Below are 14,646 nucleotides of genomic sequence, written 5' to 3' on the forward strand. Positions count from 1 at the left end.
GATATGAATTCTAATGCAAAGTACTAATTCTTATTTAATAATGAAAATCACCACCCTTCTTAGACGGGCATGCGATTCATCGTAAAAACCAATTAAGTTCGCGTTTTCTCCAGATATACAACTTAAAGAGAAATAAAATCCCGTAATTTGCCAGCATCTTTAGCTCTATACCCTTTCTCTGTCCATTCTATCTTGCACATTTCATGCTCTACATCATGGTCAAAAAACAAAAGGATATCTTCCTCCACCATTTTCTTCAAGTACCTCTCCTTTTCATTCATTGACAAGAGTGGAGCCACATCATATGACATCACATAAGGTACATGAACGTGCGCATATGTAGGTATTAAATCTGCGCCAAACAGGATATTTTTATCCCGAAACCTTATAAAAGGTAGAATCATCTTTTCCGTATGTCCATCTATGAATTCAAAGGTCCAAGCCTCAGAGAAACCGTGATCCTCCTTGTCAATGAAGTGCAATTGACCAGCCTCTTGCAGAGGCATGATATTTTCATGCAAGAATGTGGCCTTCTCTCTCGGATTTGGATGTGTTGCCGAATGAAAATGTGCAGAATGAACCCAATATTTTGCGTTCGGAAAGGTAGGTTTCAGTTCCTCACCCTCTCTCATCACCGCACCTCCGCAATGATCAAAATGCAAGTGAGAAAGTATAACGTCTGTAATTTGAGACAGCTCATAACCTGCTTCTTTGATTGATTTTCTAAGTTCTCCATCTCCATTTCTGAAGTAAAATCCTTGCCAGCGTTCCGCCTGTTTATCACCCATACCGGTATCAATCAGGGTTACCCTATCCCCCTCATCTACCAGCAAGCATCTCATTTTAAAATTGCATAGATTATTTTCATCTGCAGGAATATATCTGTTCCAAATGGTTTTGGGCACTACTCCGAACATTGCTCCTCCATCCAATTTAAAATTCCCTGCATCTATTACACTTAATTTCATATTTTAATAAATCTTTTGGTCATGGTCTTTTCCTTGTCTTTTACTTGCAGTATATAGGATCCGGAAGGCAAATCCTGAATATCCCAGGTATAGTGTAGATAATCTTCGTTTGAGTTATATTCCTTCGCTAACACTGTCTTCCCGTCAGATGACAAAATAGAAAGTTTTACATTTTGCTTAGAGGACACCTTGGCTTGGATAACCAGATAATCACTCACCGGAACAGGATAGATATGTAATTCTCTTACTTCTTCGTTTCCTAGAATAACCGGAGCGTTCTTTTGGATGTATAGATTATCAATCACCCACCCCCAGCCGTTTGAAAGTTCATCAGAGTATAGTCGGAACCTCAACAGCATCTGAGACCCTACATTACTGCCAAAAGCCCCTGTATTTACAAGCATAGTGCGGTTTCTGGATAAGGCTACGTGTCCCTTGGCAGAAGAATTTACACCCTCCATGTTTTCTGTAAACAAGCTGTTCCATGTATTATTTGCCCTACTGTCGTAACCATCTTCCAAAGCAGTCCAATTCACCCCATCAAAGGATCCTTCAACTACCACATAATCATAAAAGTCCTGAGATTCATACTGGGATCCACTTTCTCCAGGCTCTACCAAAACTACTTCATCAAAAGTTATGAGGGTGTTTTCTCCTCTTCCCACAATGATAGGCGCCCTCAACATAGCTATTTCGTTCCTCTCAAAATTCATTACCGTACTGTTCCCCACTCGTAAACCTAAGCCATTTCTATAGGGATGAGAAGAATGCAAGGCATTCGTAGGAAAACTTCCTTCCTTCCCTATTTTAAAACCTAAGAGAGCAAAATCACTAACAGAGCTTTCAAAATCCGTGGAATAGCTATTTACAGCTGGCAAAAGAGAGGTAACGGTAAATTCATAGTAAGAGGCTTGCGCATTTGGGTTACTGCTTGAACCCGTAAATTCCATAGGAATAATGGTAACGTTTTTGCTGGCATCTTCGACCTCAAACCTATACCTTATCAAATCTCCTGTTTTTAGGCCATTAATAGGCTTGATACTCAAATATTGAAAAGGGTCATCTATACCTAAGCTGTAATTTGATCCATGGACTTGAGGGTCATACTTCTGTAATTTAACCGTATTAAATGTACCGTTATTGACAGAGTACAATAGTCTTACTTCTGATATGCCTGCCTGATAATCATCTTCAGCCAATACACGGAAGATCTTTGCACTTTGAACATCTTCTACGCTAAAGGGTGAATGATAGGCAAGAGGAGCCGACTTATCTTCGCCAAAACTAAAACTATAAATGTAGCGTTCAGTATTCACCCCATTCAAGCCCGGAGCATAGATCTTCTTATTGAAATCATCTTCTGCCTCGAAGTAATAATTCACGGTGGTGACATTTTCGGGGAAATTTAAAGTGGCCTTATAAACTTCTCCTGATCTTTCTAGATTCACTATTTGATAGCTACCTCCATTTACTTGATAATTAAGCTTTACAGAGCCTGACTTTATAGTTGTATCCGAAAGCACTTTCAATTGAAAGGTAATGGGCTGATGCGTACTCTGATTTTTAATTCGCTCATGGACTAAACTTGTAGACTTCCACCCTAATTCGTGCAGTATGCCCAAAGAAAGCGGACCTGGATCATGGGTCACCTCCATACTTCTTGAGGTCGAAGTCATCAGTGCATTTATGGTACCTGAAGCATAAGTGTTATCATCCAAATGAGAAACACTGGAACCTACAATAAAACTGGAAGGAGCATAAATCTTTGGCCTCTCTCCGTCTAATTGGAAGAAAAGGTTGTTATTAGTAATCTGTCGGTACAAAGCTTGCGAACCGTTCGTGAAATGTTGGGGATCTACCAAGTTTCTCCCACTTTGGTCTTCCAAATAAACATCATACACTGACTTATATGGAGTGCCATAACCATAAGAAGCCGTTTGGCCACTAACTGAAAATGTAGAAATAAAACCTAATCCATGACCAAGTTCATGCAAAACCACTGTAGTTAAGTCAAACTTCCCATTCGTTATCTCTTCAGGCTCACCGTAATGCCAGTTGATACTATTATTAAACCTACAATAAATGTCTTCTTGGTCGTCACTATTCAAAGGTTTGCCCGCTAATTTTTCAGCCAACGCCATAGGATAATAGGTATTAGAATAGGGTGCTCCTTCAAAGTTCTGCAAGAAGTCACTGGTATTAGCTGAACCTAAAATGTTTGATGCTAAAGGTCGCCATTCCGCATAAACTCTGATGGGCACCTCACTATAAATCAAATATTCCCAAATATCAACCGCTCTTTGAAATGCCTGTTTAGCTTCCTCTGAAAATCCTACATACGTCACAATGAAGGTAGATTTTTTAGCTCCTACCCTTGCCCTATTTGCCTTTAGTACTGCTTCCCTGGCTTTGGAAAAGTGATCTTCAAAATGCCCGGGACAGATGACATCCGGCCCTTTAAAACTTGTAGACCTGGGATAAATAGTATTCTGAGAGAATGCTGATAAAGAACAAATTGCCAAGAGGCAGGATAAAATATATTTCATATGGTGAATGTATGATCCATCAAATACGTAAATATATCAGTATTTTTACAATCATGATCTCCGAAAGTACATCTCCCTTAGAAATTCTTCAAAGACACTGGGGCTATTCTAGTTTTAGACCCGGACAATTGGATATTATACAGGCTTTATTAGATGGCCAAGATGTACTGGCACTTCTGCCTACAGGGGCAGGAAAATCCATTTGCTATCAAGTACCGGGTTTACTTCGTAAAGGCCTTACTGTAGTGATCTCGCCTTTGATCGCTCTTATGAAAGACCAGGTGTTTCAGTTGGAAAGGAGAAATATTAGGGCAGCGGCCATTTATTCGGGCGTAAGTTCACCCACTGACATTTTGAACAATGCCATAGACGGGAAGTATGACTTTCTATATGTCTCCCCTGAAAGGGTACAAACCCGTGCATTCCAGAATGCAATGAATTACCTCAAAATTGGCTTACTGGCCATTGATGAGGCACATTGTATATCTAAATGGGGACATGATTTCAGGCCGGCATACCTTGCTCTTCATGATTTTCGTAATGGGAAGTATCCTATAGTTGCCCTCACTGCTACTGCTACAAATGAAGTGAGAAATGATATCATCACTGGATTAGGCTTGAAAAATGTGCGTCAGGTAGTTCAATCGTTTGCCAGACCTAATCTTAATTATAGGGTACAATATGCTGAAGACAAGAACGAGCAATTAATTCAAGTATTACAAGAAAATCCGGGCGCATCCATCATCTACACGCGAACCAGAAAAAGAACTTCTGAAATTGCTAATTTTTTAAACAAAAATGGAATTCCTGCCAACTACTATCACGCCGGACTTGACTTAGAAAAGAGAAACGAGATCCAGGATGCCTGGATTAAGACTCCGAAAGGCATAGTGGTCTCTACGAATGCCTTTGGAATGGGTATAGATAAAGCTGATGTAAGAACGGTGATCCATTACGACATTTGCGACAATTTAGAGGCATATTACCAAGAATCAGGTCGGGCAGGTAGAGACGGATTGATATCCCAGGCCATACTTTTGTACCATCCGGCTGATGACAGGATTCTACAGAAGCAATTGGAATTAAAATACCCACCAACTGAGTTCCAGAGAAAAGTATACCGCAATGTCTGCAGTTACTTACAAGTTCCAGAAGGTGAATCTGATCCTGCCGGACATATATTTCATCTACAGGATTTCTGTAGCACATTTGGACTTGAGCCTTTGCCTACCCATAATGCTTTAAAATTATTGGAATATCAGAACTTTATAGCTTTATCTGAGGCATATCATCAACCGTCAAAAGCGAAGGTACTATATAGGGCGGAAGCCTTAGAAAGATTTCAGGAGAATAATCCCAAATACGCACATTTCCTCAGCACCTTATTAAGGATAAATGGAGGAGAAATCTTCCAGACATTCAAAGAAATCAGCGAATCTGAACTGGCATACGCAACTGGTTCAAGTTATGGAAACTGTGTAGAAATCTTACAATTCCTACATAGACAAAACGTGATCAGCTATCAAGCGCAAACGGCAGCTCCCAGGTTAACCTTTATCCAATACCGATATGACGCTGCTTCATTACCTATACAAGTAGCTGCCTTAAAATGGAGAAAAGAAAGAGATAGTAAGGCCTTAGAGGCCATGTTAGCCTATGCTAAATTACGTCATGAATGCCGAATGGCTTTCATCCAGCAGTATTTTGATGAAAGGGGGGCAAAACCCTGTGGACATTGCGATAACTGTAAAAGAGAAAGTAAACCAAGTCCAGATATCAGAGAGAAGATTTACAACTTATTACCTACTACCTTAGATGTTCTACATCGCTCATTTTCTGGGTCTGAAAAAGAATATGCAGGAAAGTACATTCAGATAGCTTTACAAAAAGGTGAGCTGCAAATGGATGCTTTAGGTTTAATTTTTGTGGCAAAATAGTCCGAAAGCTTCAATAAATTTCATAATTTGCCACTGATTAATTGCACTAGACATGAACGCGAGAGAAATCAGACAAGCCGAACTAGAAGGTGAAATAGAAAACGCAACAGAAGCGTTACAAAATCAACTATCTGCCTATAAAGAAAAAGGAGGCAATATACTTATTGTGCTTGGAATCTTAGCCTCTGCCTATGCATTATACAAGTTATTAACGGATGACGATGAAGTTAAAGCTTCTGCCCCCAAGAATGAAAGTTTTCTTCGTAACGCGCTGGTTGGCTTAGCCACATCAGTGGCTGTTGGTTTTGCCAAAAACCAGATCTTGGATTTTATGGAACAGTTGATGAATGAGAAAAAATAACATGAAAGGATTTGCGGTTCTATTAGATCCGGACAAACTGGACCCACATACACTAAATGAACGTATCAAGGCCATAAATGAAACTACTGTAGACTATATTTTCGTTGGCGGGAGTTTGATTTCCACAGACAATCTGGATATGGTCTTAAACAAACTTGCAGAAGAGACTACTGCGCCCAAGATTCTTTTCCCTGGAAATAATTTGCACGTTCATCCTAAAGCAAATGGTATTCTCCTTTTATCTCTGATCTCGGGCAGAAATCCTGAATTCCTGATTGGCCAGCACGTTATCGCAGCTCCTATGCTGAAAAGATCAGGATTAGATATACTACCTACAGGTTATATCTTAGTAGATGGAGGAAGACCTACCACTGTAAGTTATATCAGTAACACCACGCCTGTTCCAGCTGATAAACCTGATGTGGCTGCAGCCACTGCCCTAGCCGGAGAAATGCTTGGCTTAAAATACATTTATCTGGATTCCGGATCAGGTGCACTTTTCCCTGTACGGGAGGAAATGATTCGTCTTGTAAAAAATACGGTAAGTGTACCGGTCATAGTAGGTGGAGGAATGCGAACCAAAGAAGACGTCAAAAAAGCTTTATCTGCAGGGGCTGACATTGTTGTGGTGGGAAATGCCATAGAAAAGAATCCGGAATTCCTTAAGGAAGTTGCGGAAACCGTAGCCAGTTTCAATCAAACTATTATTTAAGTATGCACCGCCTATATCTAGGATTAGGTTCAAATCTTGGTGAAAGAAAAACCTTACTAGACTCGGCAATTCGAAGCATAGAGCATAAAATAGGTCAGATTCAAAAAATCTCTCCATTTTATGAAACTGAACCATGGGGTGTAGAGAATCAAACGCCTTACTTAAATGTAGTTGTAGAAGTCTTAACTACCCTTTGGCCCTTAGCTATACTTCATTTGGTTCAAGAAATTGAAAAGGAAGGCGGCAGAGAAAGGAAAGAAAGATGGGGCAGTAGAACCATAGATATTGATATCCTTTTTTTTAATCAGGAAATTTTCACCTTCTCAGATTTACAGGTTCCACACCCTAGAATACAGGATAGGAATTTTGTACTATACCCTTTGGCTGACCTTGCCCCAAATTTAGTCCACCCGGTTTTCAATAAAAACATTTTGGAACTAAAAGAACAATGTAAAGACACTTCCTGGATATGCGCATACTAGTAGTACATAACCATTATCAGGATGTAGGTGGAGAAGATATGGTTTTCCATCAGGAAGTGGATTATCTAAAGCAATCACACGAGGTTGAAACCCTCACATTTCAGAATAAAAAAGGATGGAAAGGTCTACTTCAATATCTCAGCTATCCCTATAACCTTTGGGCAGGACAAAAACTCAAAAGGAAGATCAAAAGCTTCTGCCCTGATGTCATTCATGTACATAACATACATTATGCCAGTGGCCCTATCCTTTTTAGGGTAGCTCAACAAGAAAATATTCCCGTAGCCTTTACTTTACATAATTATAGAATGGTATGTCCATCCGCTCTTCTCTTTTTTGAAGAGAGAAGGTACATGGAAAGCATAGGAAAAAGCTTTCCATGGAACGCGGTCAAATTAGGCGTATTAGATCATTCCATACCCAAAACCTTCCTCACAGCATTCACCTATAGATTACATGCCTGGCTAGGTACCTGGTCGAAAGTGGACGCCTTTATCCCTCTGACTTCCTGGGCTGGTAGGATCTTAATGGAAGGTAATCTGGGAATCAGGAAAGAGCAGATCTTCATTAAGCCTAATTTCATTTCTCCCTTACCCTTTACCCTTGAGGAAACAGAAAAATACTATATATATATCGGAAGACTATCCGTAGAGAAAGGAGTAAAACAGTTATTTGCAAATTTTGATAATGAGGCAGCTCCACATTTAAAGGTTATAGGGGATGGTCCATTAAGGGCATTAGCACCAAATAGAAGAAATATCGAACTATTGGGATACTTGAACAGGGATAAGATTACCCACTATCTACTAAAAGCCAAAGCTGTGATTATTCCCTCCATTTGTCTAGAAGGATTCCCTTTAGCTCTACTTGAAGGAATGTCTTTAAAGAAACTAATCATCATTTCTCAGGAAATCGCTGCTTCTGAAATTATTGAAGATGGAGTGAATGGATTTAAGATCAATCCGGAAAATTTTCTCTCTACATTAAAAGAAATCGACCAAAGAGAAGATCTAAATGCTATAGCAGAAAGAGGGCATCAGGTGTTTCTGGACCACTTCACTCCGGAAAAGGTAATGAATCAATTGAATGAAATCTACCAAGTGATCAAGGATAGAAAAGCTGATCAAGGCTAACATTTCTTTCTAGTTGTTCCAAGAAATCCTCCTTTGGAATCTCTATTGCCCCATATCTTAACACATTATCATTAATGAATTGAGTGTCTAACAATTGGAAGTCCCGTTCTTTCAGTCTTTCAATCAGATAATGGAAGGCAACTTTTGACGCATTGGGAACTTTATAGAACATGGATTCACCGAAAAACACTTTCCCCAAAGCTACACCATACAATCCACCTGCCAACTCACCATTGTGCCAAGCTTCTATAGAGTGAGCAAAGCCATAATCGTGCAGGTCTAAATAAACTTGTATAATTTCTTCTGAAATCCAAACACCATCCTCCGCACTTCTTGGCAAAGAGCATTGACGGATTACATCTTCAAATGCTGTATTCAACCTGATCTCGAAGATTCCTTTATTTAAAACAGGCCTTAAAGACTTTGCGGGCTTATAAGAATGTATAGGAATGATGGCACGTGGGTCTGGTTCGTACCAATAAATAGTCCCATCATGATCCGCCATGGGAAATACCCCTTGTAAATAGCCAGACAGAACTAAGGTTGCGTCAATCAATGATCCAAATATTATCTTCTTCGAAACCTTGCTCTTTCCACTCCACCAAAACTTTCTGAGAGTCCAAAGTATTCACCCCTTTACCTACATAATCTGGCTGAATGGGTAGGTCTCTCTCGTATTTCCTATTGATGAGGCAAAGAAGTTCTACCTTAGCAGGTCTACCGAAATCCTGCATGGCATCAATACCTGCCCTTACCATCCTACCACTGGCAATTACATCATCAATCAAGATGACCTTTTTATCTTCAATGATAAAATCAATTGTATTGGAATTAGGCTTTAAAATGTTACCCCCTCTGTTATAATCATCTCTATGGAAAGTAGCATCTAAGTATCCTAATGGAAGATCTATGGAAAAATCAGACTTCAAGAATCTATTCAATCGGTCTGCCAAGTATGTACCTCGAGGTTGAAGGCCCAATAGTACGGTTTCTCCTTCAATGTTCTCGATAATCTCTTGACAGAGGCGTTTTAGGGTGATATCTAAAAGAGGTTGCCCCAATAAAAGCCTTTTCTTTTGCATTAGATGAATTAATTTGTCGACAAAAATATGGTTATTTGCAGATTTAAAAAAGAAAGCAGATGAAATACCTTATCGTAGGATTAGGAAATATAGGTCCGGAATATGTTTTAACGCGCCATAACGCAGGTTTTATAGTTTTAGACCGAATGGCCATAGATAGAGGATTAAAGTTCACATTACAAAGACATGCACTCGTAACTGAATTTTCTTTCAAATCTCACCAAATCACGCTTATAAAGCCTACCACCTACATGAACCTCAGTGGAAAGGCACTGGCCTACTGGATGAACCAACTAAAAATAACTCCTGAACAGGTTTTAGTACTAGTTGATGACCTCGCATTACCTTTAGGAAAACTCAGAATGAAAGAAAAAGGATCTTCTGCGGGCCATAATGGACTAAAGAATATTCAGCAAATCTTAAATACAGATCAGTACCCTAGATTAAGGATCGGAATTGGAGATGATTTCCCAAAAGGCAGACAAGTAGATTTTGTTTTAGGCAAATTCACTGAAGATGAACTGATTACTCTTTCTCCGAAAATAGACAAGGCCATTGAGATGATTTTGAGCTTTTGCACCATTGGAATCACACGCACCATGAATTTATACAATGAATAATTGTATTTTTTAAAGAATTTTTGCATTTACTGTAAAAAACGATTTTATAGAAGTAAAGTACATTTGTCAACAAATTTTATTTTGATATTTTCAAAACTATTACCCAAATATACCACATAATAATATTATTAAAGAGTTTGCTCAAAATATTATTCTGTTTTTCATCCCAAATAAAATTTGGTAGTTTATTTTTCAATATGCAACTTTGCACTGTCAAAAAAATGAAATAAACGAAGAAATAAACTAAAATGAAAAAGCAGATGAGAACCTTAGTAATTTTATTAACAGTATTCACCACAAGTTTAAGCACTACGTTTGCTAATGATTCAGCAAGAGTACAAGTAAAGAATACAGCTGAAGTAGTTAGCACTTTAAATAAGAAAGGCAAAAAACTAGTTAAAAAGAACACTGAAGATTTAAACTTATATCTTGCAGTGATGGATCTATACGCTAAAGATCCCGCTAGTTTCTACAACTTAGACGAAAATACTCAGAAGAACTTTATTGCTGCAGCTAATAACTTAAGCAAGACTTTTTCTGAATCAAGAAATAAAGAAGTGAAAAGCATCGCCGAGCAAATTGCATTTAATCAAGCAGTGAGTACTTATATCTGGAACGTTAAAAAAGCGAATTCAGTAGTACTTCCGCTAGTGGATGTACCCGTTCAGCAGACTAGTCTTTAAGATCATTTCATAGTTTAATAGGTTAGGGTTGAATAGTGCTTACCCCGCTCTTTATAAGGGCGGGGTTAAGTTTTTATAAGCCATTACATAATCATCCATTATGTAACCCCTACCTATATCAATGACTACTTCATCCTTCACCACAAAGCCTACCTTCTCGTAAAATACCTTGGCGGAATTGTATTTATTTACATTTAATAACAACTCCCTCATTCCTTCTTTTTGGCATCGGCTTACCACTTCCTGTATCATGGCAGTCCCTAATCCCTTTCCCTTTTGATCCGGATCTAAATACAACTTGTGAATCTTGCATTTCTGAACTTCCGGGTAATTCATTTGATAAGAAATGAATCCTTTACCTTCATCATCTATGAGGTATATTTGTTCACCGGAGGTAATTTGCTGCGCTAAGACCTCATGACTATAAAAAAGGCCAAGCATGTAATTTAATTGATCCCTTTCTAAAATAGGACTATAGGTCACCTCCCAAGCCCTTCTAGCCAAATCTTGTAGAAATGGAATATCTTGAACGTGAGCAGTTTTCATCAAGGTATATTCATATATTTATGCGTCTGAATGCTCACACGCCATTGAGGATTTGCCTTTACATATTCCACGATAGAAGGCATCATTCTCTCTCTCCTATCCCACTCTACTTGTAAAAACAATTTACAATCCGGATTCACCTTCGCGGCGTGAATTTCAGCAAAATCAAAGTCGGAAGAGTTATAAACTATCACCTTCAGCTCATTAGCCACAGCATAAAACTCTTCTAATGGCGCTTTGAATTTCTTGGGAGAAAAGCATATCCAGTCCCAATCTCCACTTAAGGGATGAGCACCAGACGTTTCAATATTGGTTTGAAATCCTTTTTGTTTTAATTCAGCTGTTAATTCATTTAAATCATACATCAAGGGTTCTCCGCCAGTAATCACTGCCAATCTGCCCGGATACTCCAAGGCTCCATTTACTATATCCTCAACGCGAAATTGAGGATGAGCCTCAGCGTCCCAAGATTCTTTCACATCACACCACACACATCCCACATCACATCCACCTAAACGAATGAAGTATGCAGCTTTACCACTATGAAACCCTTCACCTTGGAGTGTGTAAAACGACTCCATCACGGGTAATCCTAATTCTAGATTCATGCTACAAAATTAAGCTCTATTTGCTAAAGGTGGTTTTACCTAATACCATTTATTATTTCCGTATATTTGCAGAGTAGATACAATACTCAAATTTATGCCTTCATATTGTAATTCACTGACTGAGTATTCCAGAAGAATCACTCAACAAGTGAAGATAGGAGATCTAGGTCTAGGGTCAGAATACCCTATCCGAATTCAGTCCATGACTACCGTAGATACCATGGACACGGCCGGTTCAGTGGCCCAATGCATCAGAATGATAGAAAGTGGATGTGAACTGGTTAGAATCACTGCCCCAAGCGTAAAAGAAGCTCAAAACCTTGAAAACATAAAAAGAGAACTTCGTGCAGCAGGTTATAACACTCCCTTGGTTGCCGACATTCACTTTACCCCTAATGCCGCTGAATTAGCGGCTCGAATAGTTGAAAAGGTCAGGATAAATCCAGGAAACTATGCCGACAAGAAACGTTTTGAAATCATAGATTACACTGACGCATCCTATGCTGCAGAATTAGATAGAATCAGAGAGCGTTTCACACCTTTGGTAAGAATCTGTAAAGAATACGGCACGGCTATGAGGATAGGAACTAACCACGGTTCTCTGTCTGATAGAATCCTGAGCAGGTATGGAGATACGCCTGCAGGTATGGTAGAATCCGCGTTGGAATTCTTGAAAATTTGTGAGGATGAAAACTATTACAATATCGTCATCTCCATGAAATCCTCCAATCCTCAAGTGATGGTTCATGCCTACCGACTTTTGGTTAAGCGCTTAGAGGAGGAAAAACTTCACCCGTATCCACTTCACCTGGGTGTAACAGAGGCTGGAGAAGGAGAAGACGGAAGAATAAAATCCTCCATGGGAATTGGAACCCTATTGGAAGACGGATTAGGTGATACCGTTCGGGTTAGTTTAACAGAAGATCCGGAGTTTGAAGCTCCCGTTGCAGAAAAATTAGTTAGTAGATATCCAAGCACCAAAATCTATTCTATACCTGCCAAAGAGGACGCCTTACATCCTTTTCATTACGAAAGACGCATCAGAAAAGAAGTCTTCAATTTCGGAGGCCATCAAGTCCCTAGGGTGATAGCAGATTTTAGCCTAAAGTCAAATGTAGAAATAGAAGACCTAAAAGCTATAGGTCATTTCTATCTTCCACTTCCCGACAAATGGAAAATGAATGATTTAGGAGCAGATTATATCTATACAGGATCTAATCCCATTTCATTTATGCTTCCTAATGGACTTAAAGAAATCCAAGATTATCCTACTTGGCTAAACGCGGAAGATAAGGTTAACAAATTGCCATTAATGAGTATAGAGGACTACTTTAATGGCACTCAAAAACATGCAGAACTTAACTTCATCGCTCTGGAACTAAAGGATTGGTCGGAAGAAAAAGCTAATTTAATTTCTACTATGGAGAATGTTAACTTCGTTTTAGAAGCTAAAGGGGCTACGGCTTATCAAGCATATCGTGCCATACTTTCTCAATGGGCTACCCATCCGGTGATACTACGAAAGGATTACAGCGGTTTGGAACTTGAAGAGATTCAATTGCATGCATCTACTGATTTAGGGGGTATTTTTTTAGAGGGATTTGGTGAGGGTATCATGATTAGTGGACATGAAGATACCAAGGCTTTAAACAGTTTGGCATTTGGTATACTGCAAGCTTCTCGAACCAGAATTTCTAAAACGGAATACATTTCCTGTCCATCCTGTGGACGTACCCTATTTGATCTGCAGGAAACTACGGCTATGATCAGAAAAAGGACAGACCATTTGAAAGGAATTAAGATTGGGATAATGGGCTGCATAGTTAACGGACCAGGAGAAATGGCAGACGCGGATTACGGATATGTAGGAATCGGGAAGGATAAGATTTCTCTATACAGAGGTCAACAAGTGGTGAAGCGTTCTGTACCCTCTAAGGATGCGGTAGACGAGTTGATCCAATTAATTAAAGAAGACGGAAATTGGTTAGAACCAGAAATTAATTCTTATGAGTAAACTTTGGGATTTATTAAAGATCGGCCCGGTTTTCCAATATTTTGGCAGGGTCTTCAGCAAGAATAAAGATTATCCTAGCAGCACTAATCTAAAGATTATGCACGGGATAAACAGGATCTCTATCATCATGTTTGGAATTGCTTTACTGGTATTGCTGTATCGCTATTTCATCAGATCATGAACCTTGAAGAGCTACGTGAATTATGCTTAAGTTTACCGGGAATAACAGAGGAGACTCCTTTTGGACCGGATAATTTGGTATACAAAGTCATGGGAAAAATGTATGCATTAATCCCACTTGACGCAGATTATCCATGTGTAGCATTGAAAAACACTCCAGAAAAGAACGAGGAACTTAAAAGCACCTATCCTTATATCACTGAGGCCTATCATTTCAATAAGGTGCATTGGATAATGGTTCTTCACAAGAATCCAGATTTAACGAAGCGCTTGATTGAAGAATCCTATCAAATCGTCAAAAGCAAACTTCCTAAGAAATGCAGAGAGATGCTGGAGAAATAAATAAGCTTTTTGTTTACGGCACATTAATGCTCAAGTTTCCCAAAAATCCCCTTTTTACCCTATTAAATAAACACTTGATCACAAGAGAACAAGCGTTTGTGAATGGCCAACTATATCTTCTGGGAGCATATCCCGGAATGATTAAAGGGAATGGAAAAACTGAAGGGGAATTATTGACCTTAAACAATTTTAATGAACTCCTTCCCGTTTTAGACGAGTATGAGGAGTTTTACGCTAATCAACCTGAGCGTTCACTCTATATAAGAGAGATAACCTTTGCCAGTACCAAGGATGAGAAAGTACATAAGTGTTGGACTTATTGGTACCAAAAAGAAGTTAAGCCAAATGATTATATAGTAAGTGGACGATTTTGGTAAATATTTAGCGCAATTTTTTAGTTTTATCTTATATTTGTAACTTCTTATACCTTAT

The 14,646-nt window shown here is 39.0% G+C and carries 17 protein-coding genes; 11 read left to right on the top strand and 6 right to left on the bottom strand.

Annotated features, from left to right (window positions below):
• Window positions 1-122: 122 nt before the first annotated feature.
• Both LBYS_RS05510 and LBYS_RS05515 read right to left on the bottom strand, forming a co-directional pair.
• Window positions 123-968 (bottom strand): MBL fold metallo-hydrolase, encoded by an 846-nt coding sequence (locus LBYS_RS05510; RefSeq protein WP_013407883.1) that lies wholly within the window; start codon window positions 966-968, stop codon window positions 123-125.
• Window positions 965-3,514, bottom strand: coding sequence for a T9SS type A sorting domain-containing protein (locus LBYS_RS05515; RefSeq protein WP_013407884.1), 2,550 nt, complete (start codon window positions 3,512-3,514; stop codon window positions 965-967). Before LBYS_RS05515 ends, LBYS_RS05510 begins: the two co-directional genes overlap by 4 nt.
• 53 nt (window positions 3,515-3,567) lie before the next feature.
• On the opposite strand from LBYS_RS05515, the gene LBYS_RS19060 reads away from it, so the two are divergent.
• From LBYS_RS19060 to LBYS_RS05540, 5 genes are read left to right on the top strand one after another with little or no spacing between them, the layout of a single operon-like run.
• Window positions 3,568-5,451 carry a RecQ family ATP-dependent DNA helicase gene (locus LBYS_RS19060; RefSeq protein WP_013407885.1) on the top strand — a complete coding sequence of 628 codons (1,884 nt, stop codon included), beginning with the start codon at window positions 3,568-3,570 and terminating at the stop codon, window positions 5,449-5,451.
• Window positions 5,452-5,503: 52 nt separating this feature from the next.
• Entirely contained in the window at window positions 5,504-5,812 is a 309-nt protein-coding gene (locus LBYS_RS05525) for a hypothetical protein (protein WP_013407886.1), read from the top strand.
• Entirely contained in the window at window positions 5,799-6,524 is a 726-nt protein-coding gene (locus tag LBYS_RS05530) for a phosphoglycerol geranylgeranyltransferase (RefSeq protein WP_013407887.1), read from the top strand. The genes LBYS_RS05525 and LBYS_RS05530 overlap by 14 nt, the downstream gene beginning before the upstream one ends.
• A 2-nt stretch (window positions 6,525-6,526) precedes the next feature.
• On the top strand, window positions 6,527-7,006 hold the full coding sequence (folK, locus tag LBYS_RS05535; RefSeq protein ID WP_013407888.1) for a 2-amino-4-hydroxy-6-hydroxymethyldihydropteridine diphosphokinase: 480 nt from the start codon (window positions 6,527-6,529) through the stop codon (window positions 7,004-7,006).
• The gene (locus LBYS_RS05540) at window positions 6,994-8,139 is read left to right on the top strand and encodes a glycosyltransferase family 4 protein (protein WP_013407889.1); all 1,146 of its coding nucleotides are present in this window, start codon (window positions 6,994-6,996) and stop codon (window positions 8,137-8,139) included. The genes folK and LBYS_RS05540 overlap by 13 nt, the downstream gene beginning before the upstream one ends.
• Here LBYS_RS05540 and aat read toward each other — a convergent pair.
• A complete protein-coding gene (gene aat, locus LBYS_RS05545; RefSeq protein WP_013407890.1) occupies window positions 8,111-8,695 on the bottom strand; it encodes a leucyl/phenylalanyl-tRNA--protein transferase in 585 nt (194 codons plus the stop codon). The two genes, LBYS_RS05540 and aat, sit on opposite strands and share 29 nt — an antisense overlap.
• On the bottom strand, window positions 8,688-9,221 hold the full coding sequence (gene pyrR, locus LBYS_RS05550) for a bifunctional pyr operon transcriptional regulator/uracil phosphoribosyltransferase PyrR (RefSeq protein WP_013407891.1): 534 nt from the start codon (window positions 9,219-9,221) through the stop codon (window positions 8,688-8,690). The genes aat and pyrR overlap by 8 nt, the downstream gene beginning before the upstream one ends.
• Window positions 9,222-9,280: 59 nt before the next feature.
• Between pyrR and pth the strand changes: the two genes are divergently transcribed.
• Both pth and LBYS_RS05560 read left to right on the top strand, forming a co-directional pair.
• A complete protein-coding gene (gene pth / locus LBYS_RS05555; RefSeq protein ID WP_013407892.1) occupies window positions 9,281-9,841 on the top strand; it encodes an aminoacyl-tRNA hydrolase in 561 nt (186 codons plus the stop codon).
• A gap of 260 nt (window positions 9,842-10,101) precedes the next feature.
• Window positions 10,102-10,524: a hypothetical protein gene (locus tag LBYS_RS05560; RefSeq protein ID WP_013407893.1), complete on the top strand. Its 423-nt coding sequence runs from the start codon at window positions 10,102-10,104 to the stop codon at window positions 10,522-10,524.
• 51 nt (window positions 10,525-10,575) lie between these two features.
• On the opposite strand, the gene LBYS_RS05565 is transcribed toward LBYS_RS05560, so the two are convergent.
• The gene (locus LBYS_RS05565) at window positions 10,576-11,070 is read right to left on the bottom strand and encodes a GNAT family N-acetyltransferase (RefSeq protein WP_013407894.1); all 495 of its coding nucleotides are present in this window, start codon (window positions 11,068-11,070) and stop codon (window positions 10,576-10,578) included.
• On the bottom strand, window positions 11,070-11,678 hold the full coding sequence (locus tag LBYS_RS05570) for a 7-carboxy-7-deazaguanine synthase QueE (RefSeq protein WP_013407895.1): 609 nt from the start codon (window positions 11,676-11,678) through the stop codon (window positions 11,070-11,072). Before LBYS_RS05570 ends, LBYS_RS05565 begins: the two co-directional genes overlap by 1 nt.
• Window positions 11,679-11,772: 94 nt before the next feature.
• Here LBYS_RS05570 and ispG point away from each other — a divergent pair, with 94 nt between their 5' ends.
• Genes ispG through LBYS_RS18205 form a run of 4 tightly spaced genes read left to right on the top strand, consistent with a single transcriptional unit; the run spans window position 11,773 to window position 14,591 of the window.
• Complete coding sequence (gene ispG / locus LBYS_RS05575) at window positions 11,773-13,692, top strand: (E)-4-hydroxy-3-methylbut-2-enyl-diphosphate synthase (RefSeq protein WP_013407896.1); 1,920 nt, start codon at window positions 11,773-11,775, stop codon at window positions 13,690-13,692.
• Window positions 13,685-13,873, top strand: coding sequence for a DUF6728 family protein (locus LBYS_RS05580; RefSeq protein ID WP_013407897.1), 189 nt, complete (start codon window positions 13,685-13,687; stop codon window positions 13,871-13,873). Before ispG ends, LBYS_RS05580 begins: the two co-directional genes overlap by 8 nt.
• On the top strand, window positions 13,870-14,214 hold the full coding sequence (locus LBYS_RS05585; RefSeq protein ID WP_013407898.1) for an MmcQ/YjbR family DNA-binding protein: 345 nt from the start codon (window positions 13,870-13,872) through the stop codon (window positions 14,212-14,214). Before LBYS_RS05580 ends, LBYS_RS05585 begins: the two co-directional genes overlap by 4 nt.
• Window positions 14,190-14,591, top strand: a complete 402-nt coding sequence (locus LBYS_RS18205; RefSeq protein ID WP_013407899.1) for a gamma-glutamylcyclotransferase family protein — start codon at window positions 14,190-14,192, stop codon at window positions 14,589-14,591. Before LBYS_RS05585 ends, LBYS_RS18205 begins: the two co-directional genes overlap by 25 nt.
• Window positions 14,592-14,646: the final 55 nt, after the last annotated feature.

It is taken from the genome of Leadbetterella byssophila DSM 17132, from assembly GCF_000166395.1.
Lineage (GTDB): Bacteria > Bacteroidota > Bacteroidia > Cytophagales > Spirosomataceae > Leadbetterella > Leadbetterella byssophila.

Bases quoted from the DNA above. Each gene is read 5' to 3' on its own strand.
- LBYS_RS05510 (WP_013407883.1), bottom strand. From the start codon at position 968: ATGAAATTAAGTGTAATAGATGCAGGGAATTTTAAATTGGATGGAGGA.
- LBYS_RS05515 (WP_013407884.1), bottom strand. From the start codon at position 3,514: ATGAAATATATTTTATCCTGCCTCTTGGCAATTTGTTCTTTATCAGCA.
- LBYS_RS19060 (WP_013407885.1), top strand. From the start codon at position 3,568: ATGATCTCCGAAAGTACATCTCCCTTAGAAATTCTTCAAAGACACTGG.
- LBYS_RS05525 (WP_013407886.1), top strand. From the start codon at position 5,504: ATGAACGCGAGAGAAATCAGACAAGCCGAACTAGAAGGTGAAATAGAA.
- LBYS_RS05530 (WP_013407887.1), top strand. From the start codon at position 5,799: ATGAGAAAAAATAACATGAAAGGATTTGCGGTTCTATTAGATCCGGAC.
- folK (WP_013407888.1), top strand. From the start codon at position 6,527: ATGCACCGCCTATATCTAGGATTAGGTTCAAATCTTGGTGAAAGAAAA.
- LBYS_RS05540 (WP_013407889.1), top strand. From the start codon at position 6,994: ATGCGCATACTAGTAGTACATAACCATTATCAGGATGTAGGTGGAGAA.
- pyrR (WP_013407891.1), bottom strand. From the start codon at position 9,221: ATGCAAAAGAAAAGGCTTTTATTGGGGCAACCTCTTTTAGATATCACC.
- pth (WP_013407892.1), top strand. From the start codon at position 9,281: ATGAAATACCTTATCGTAGGATTAGGAAATATAGGTCCGGAATATGTT.
- LBYS_RS05560 (WP_013407893.1), top strand. From the start codon at position 10,102: ATGAGAACCTTAGTAATTTTATTAACAGTATTCACCACAAGTTTAAGC.
- LBYS_RS05565 (WP_013407894.1), bottom strand. From the start codon at position 11,070: ATGAAAACTGCTCACGTTCAAGATATTCCATTTCTACAAGATTTGGCT.
- LBYS_RS05570 (WP_013407895.1), bottom strand. From the start codon at position 11,678: ATGAATCTAGAATTAGGATTACCCGTGATGGAGTCGTTTTACACACTC.
- ispG (WP_013407896.1), top strand. From the start codon at position 11,773: ATGCCTTCATATTGTAATTCACTGACTGAGTATTCCAGAAGAATCACT.
- LBYS_RS05580 (WP_013407897.1), top strand. From the start codon at position 13,685: ATGAGTAAACTTTGGGATTTATTAAAGATCGGCCCGGTTTTCCAATAT.
- LBYS_RS05585 (WP_013407898.1), top strand. From the start codon at position 13,870: ATGAACCTTGAAGAGCTACGTGAATTATGCTTAAGTTTACCGGGAATA.
- LBYS_RS18205 (WP_013407899.1), top strand. From the start codon at position 14,190: ATGCAGAGAGATGCTGGAGAAATAAATAAGCTTTTTGTTTACGGCACA.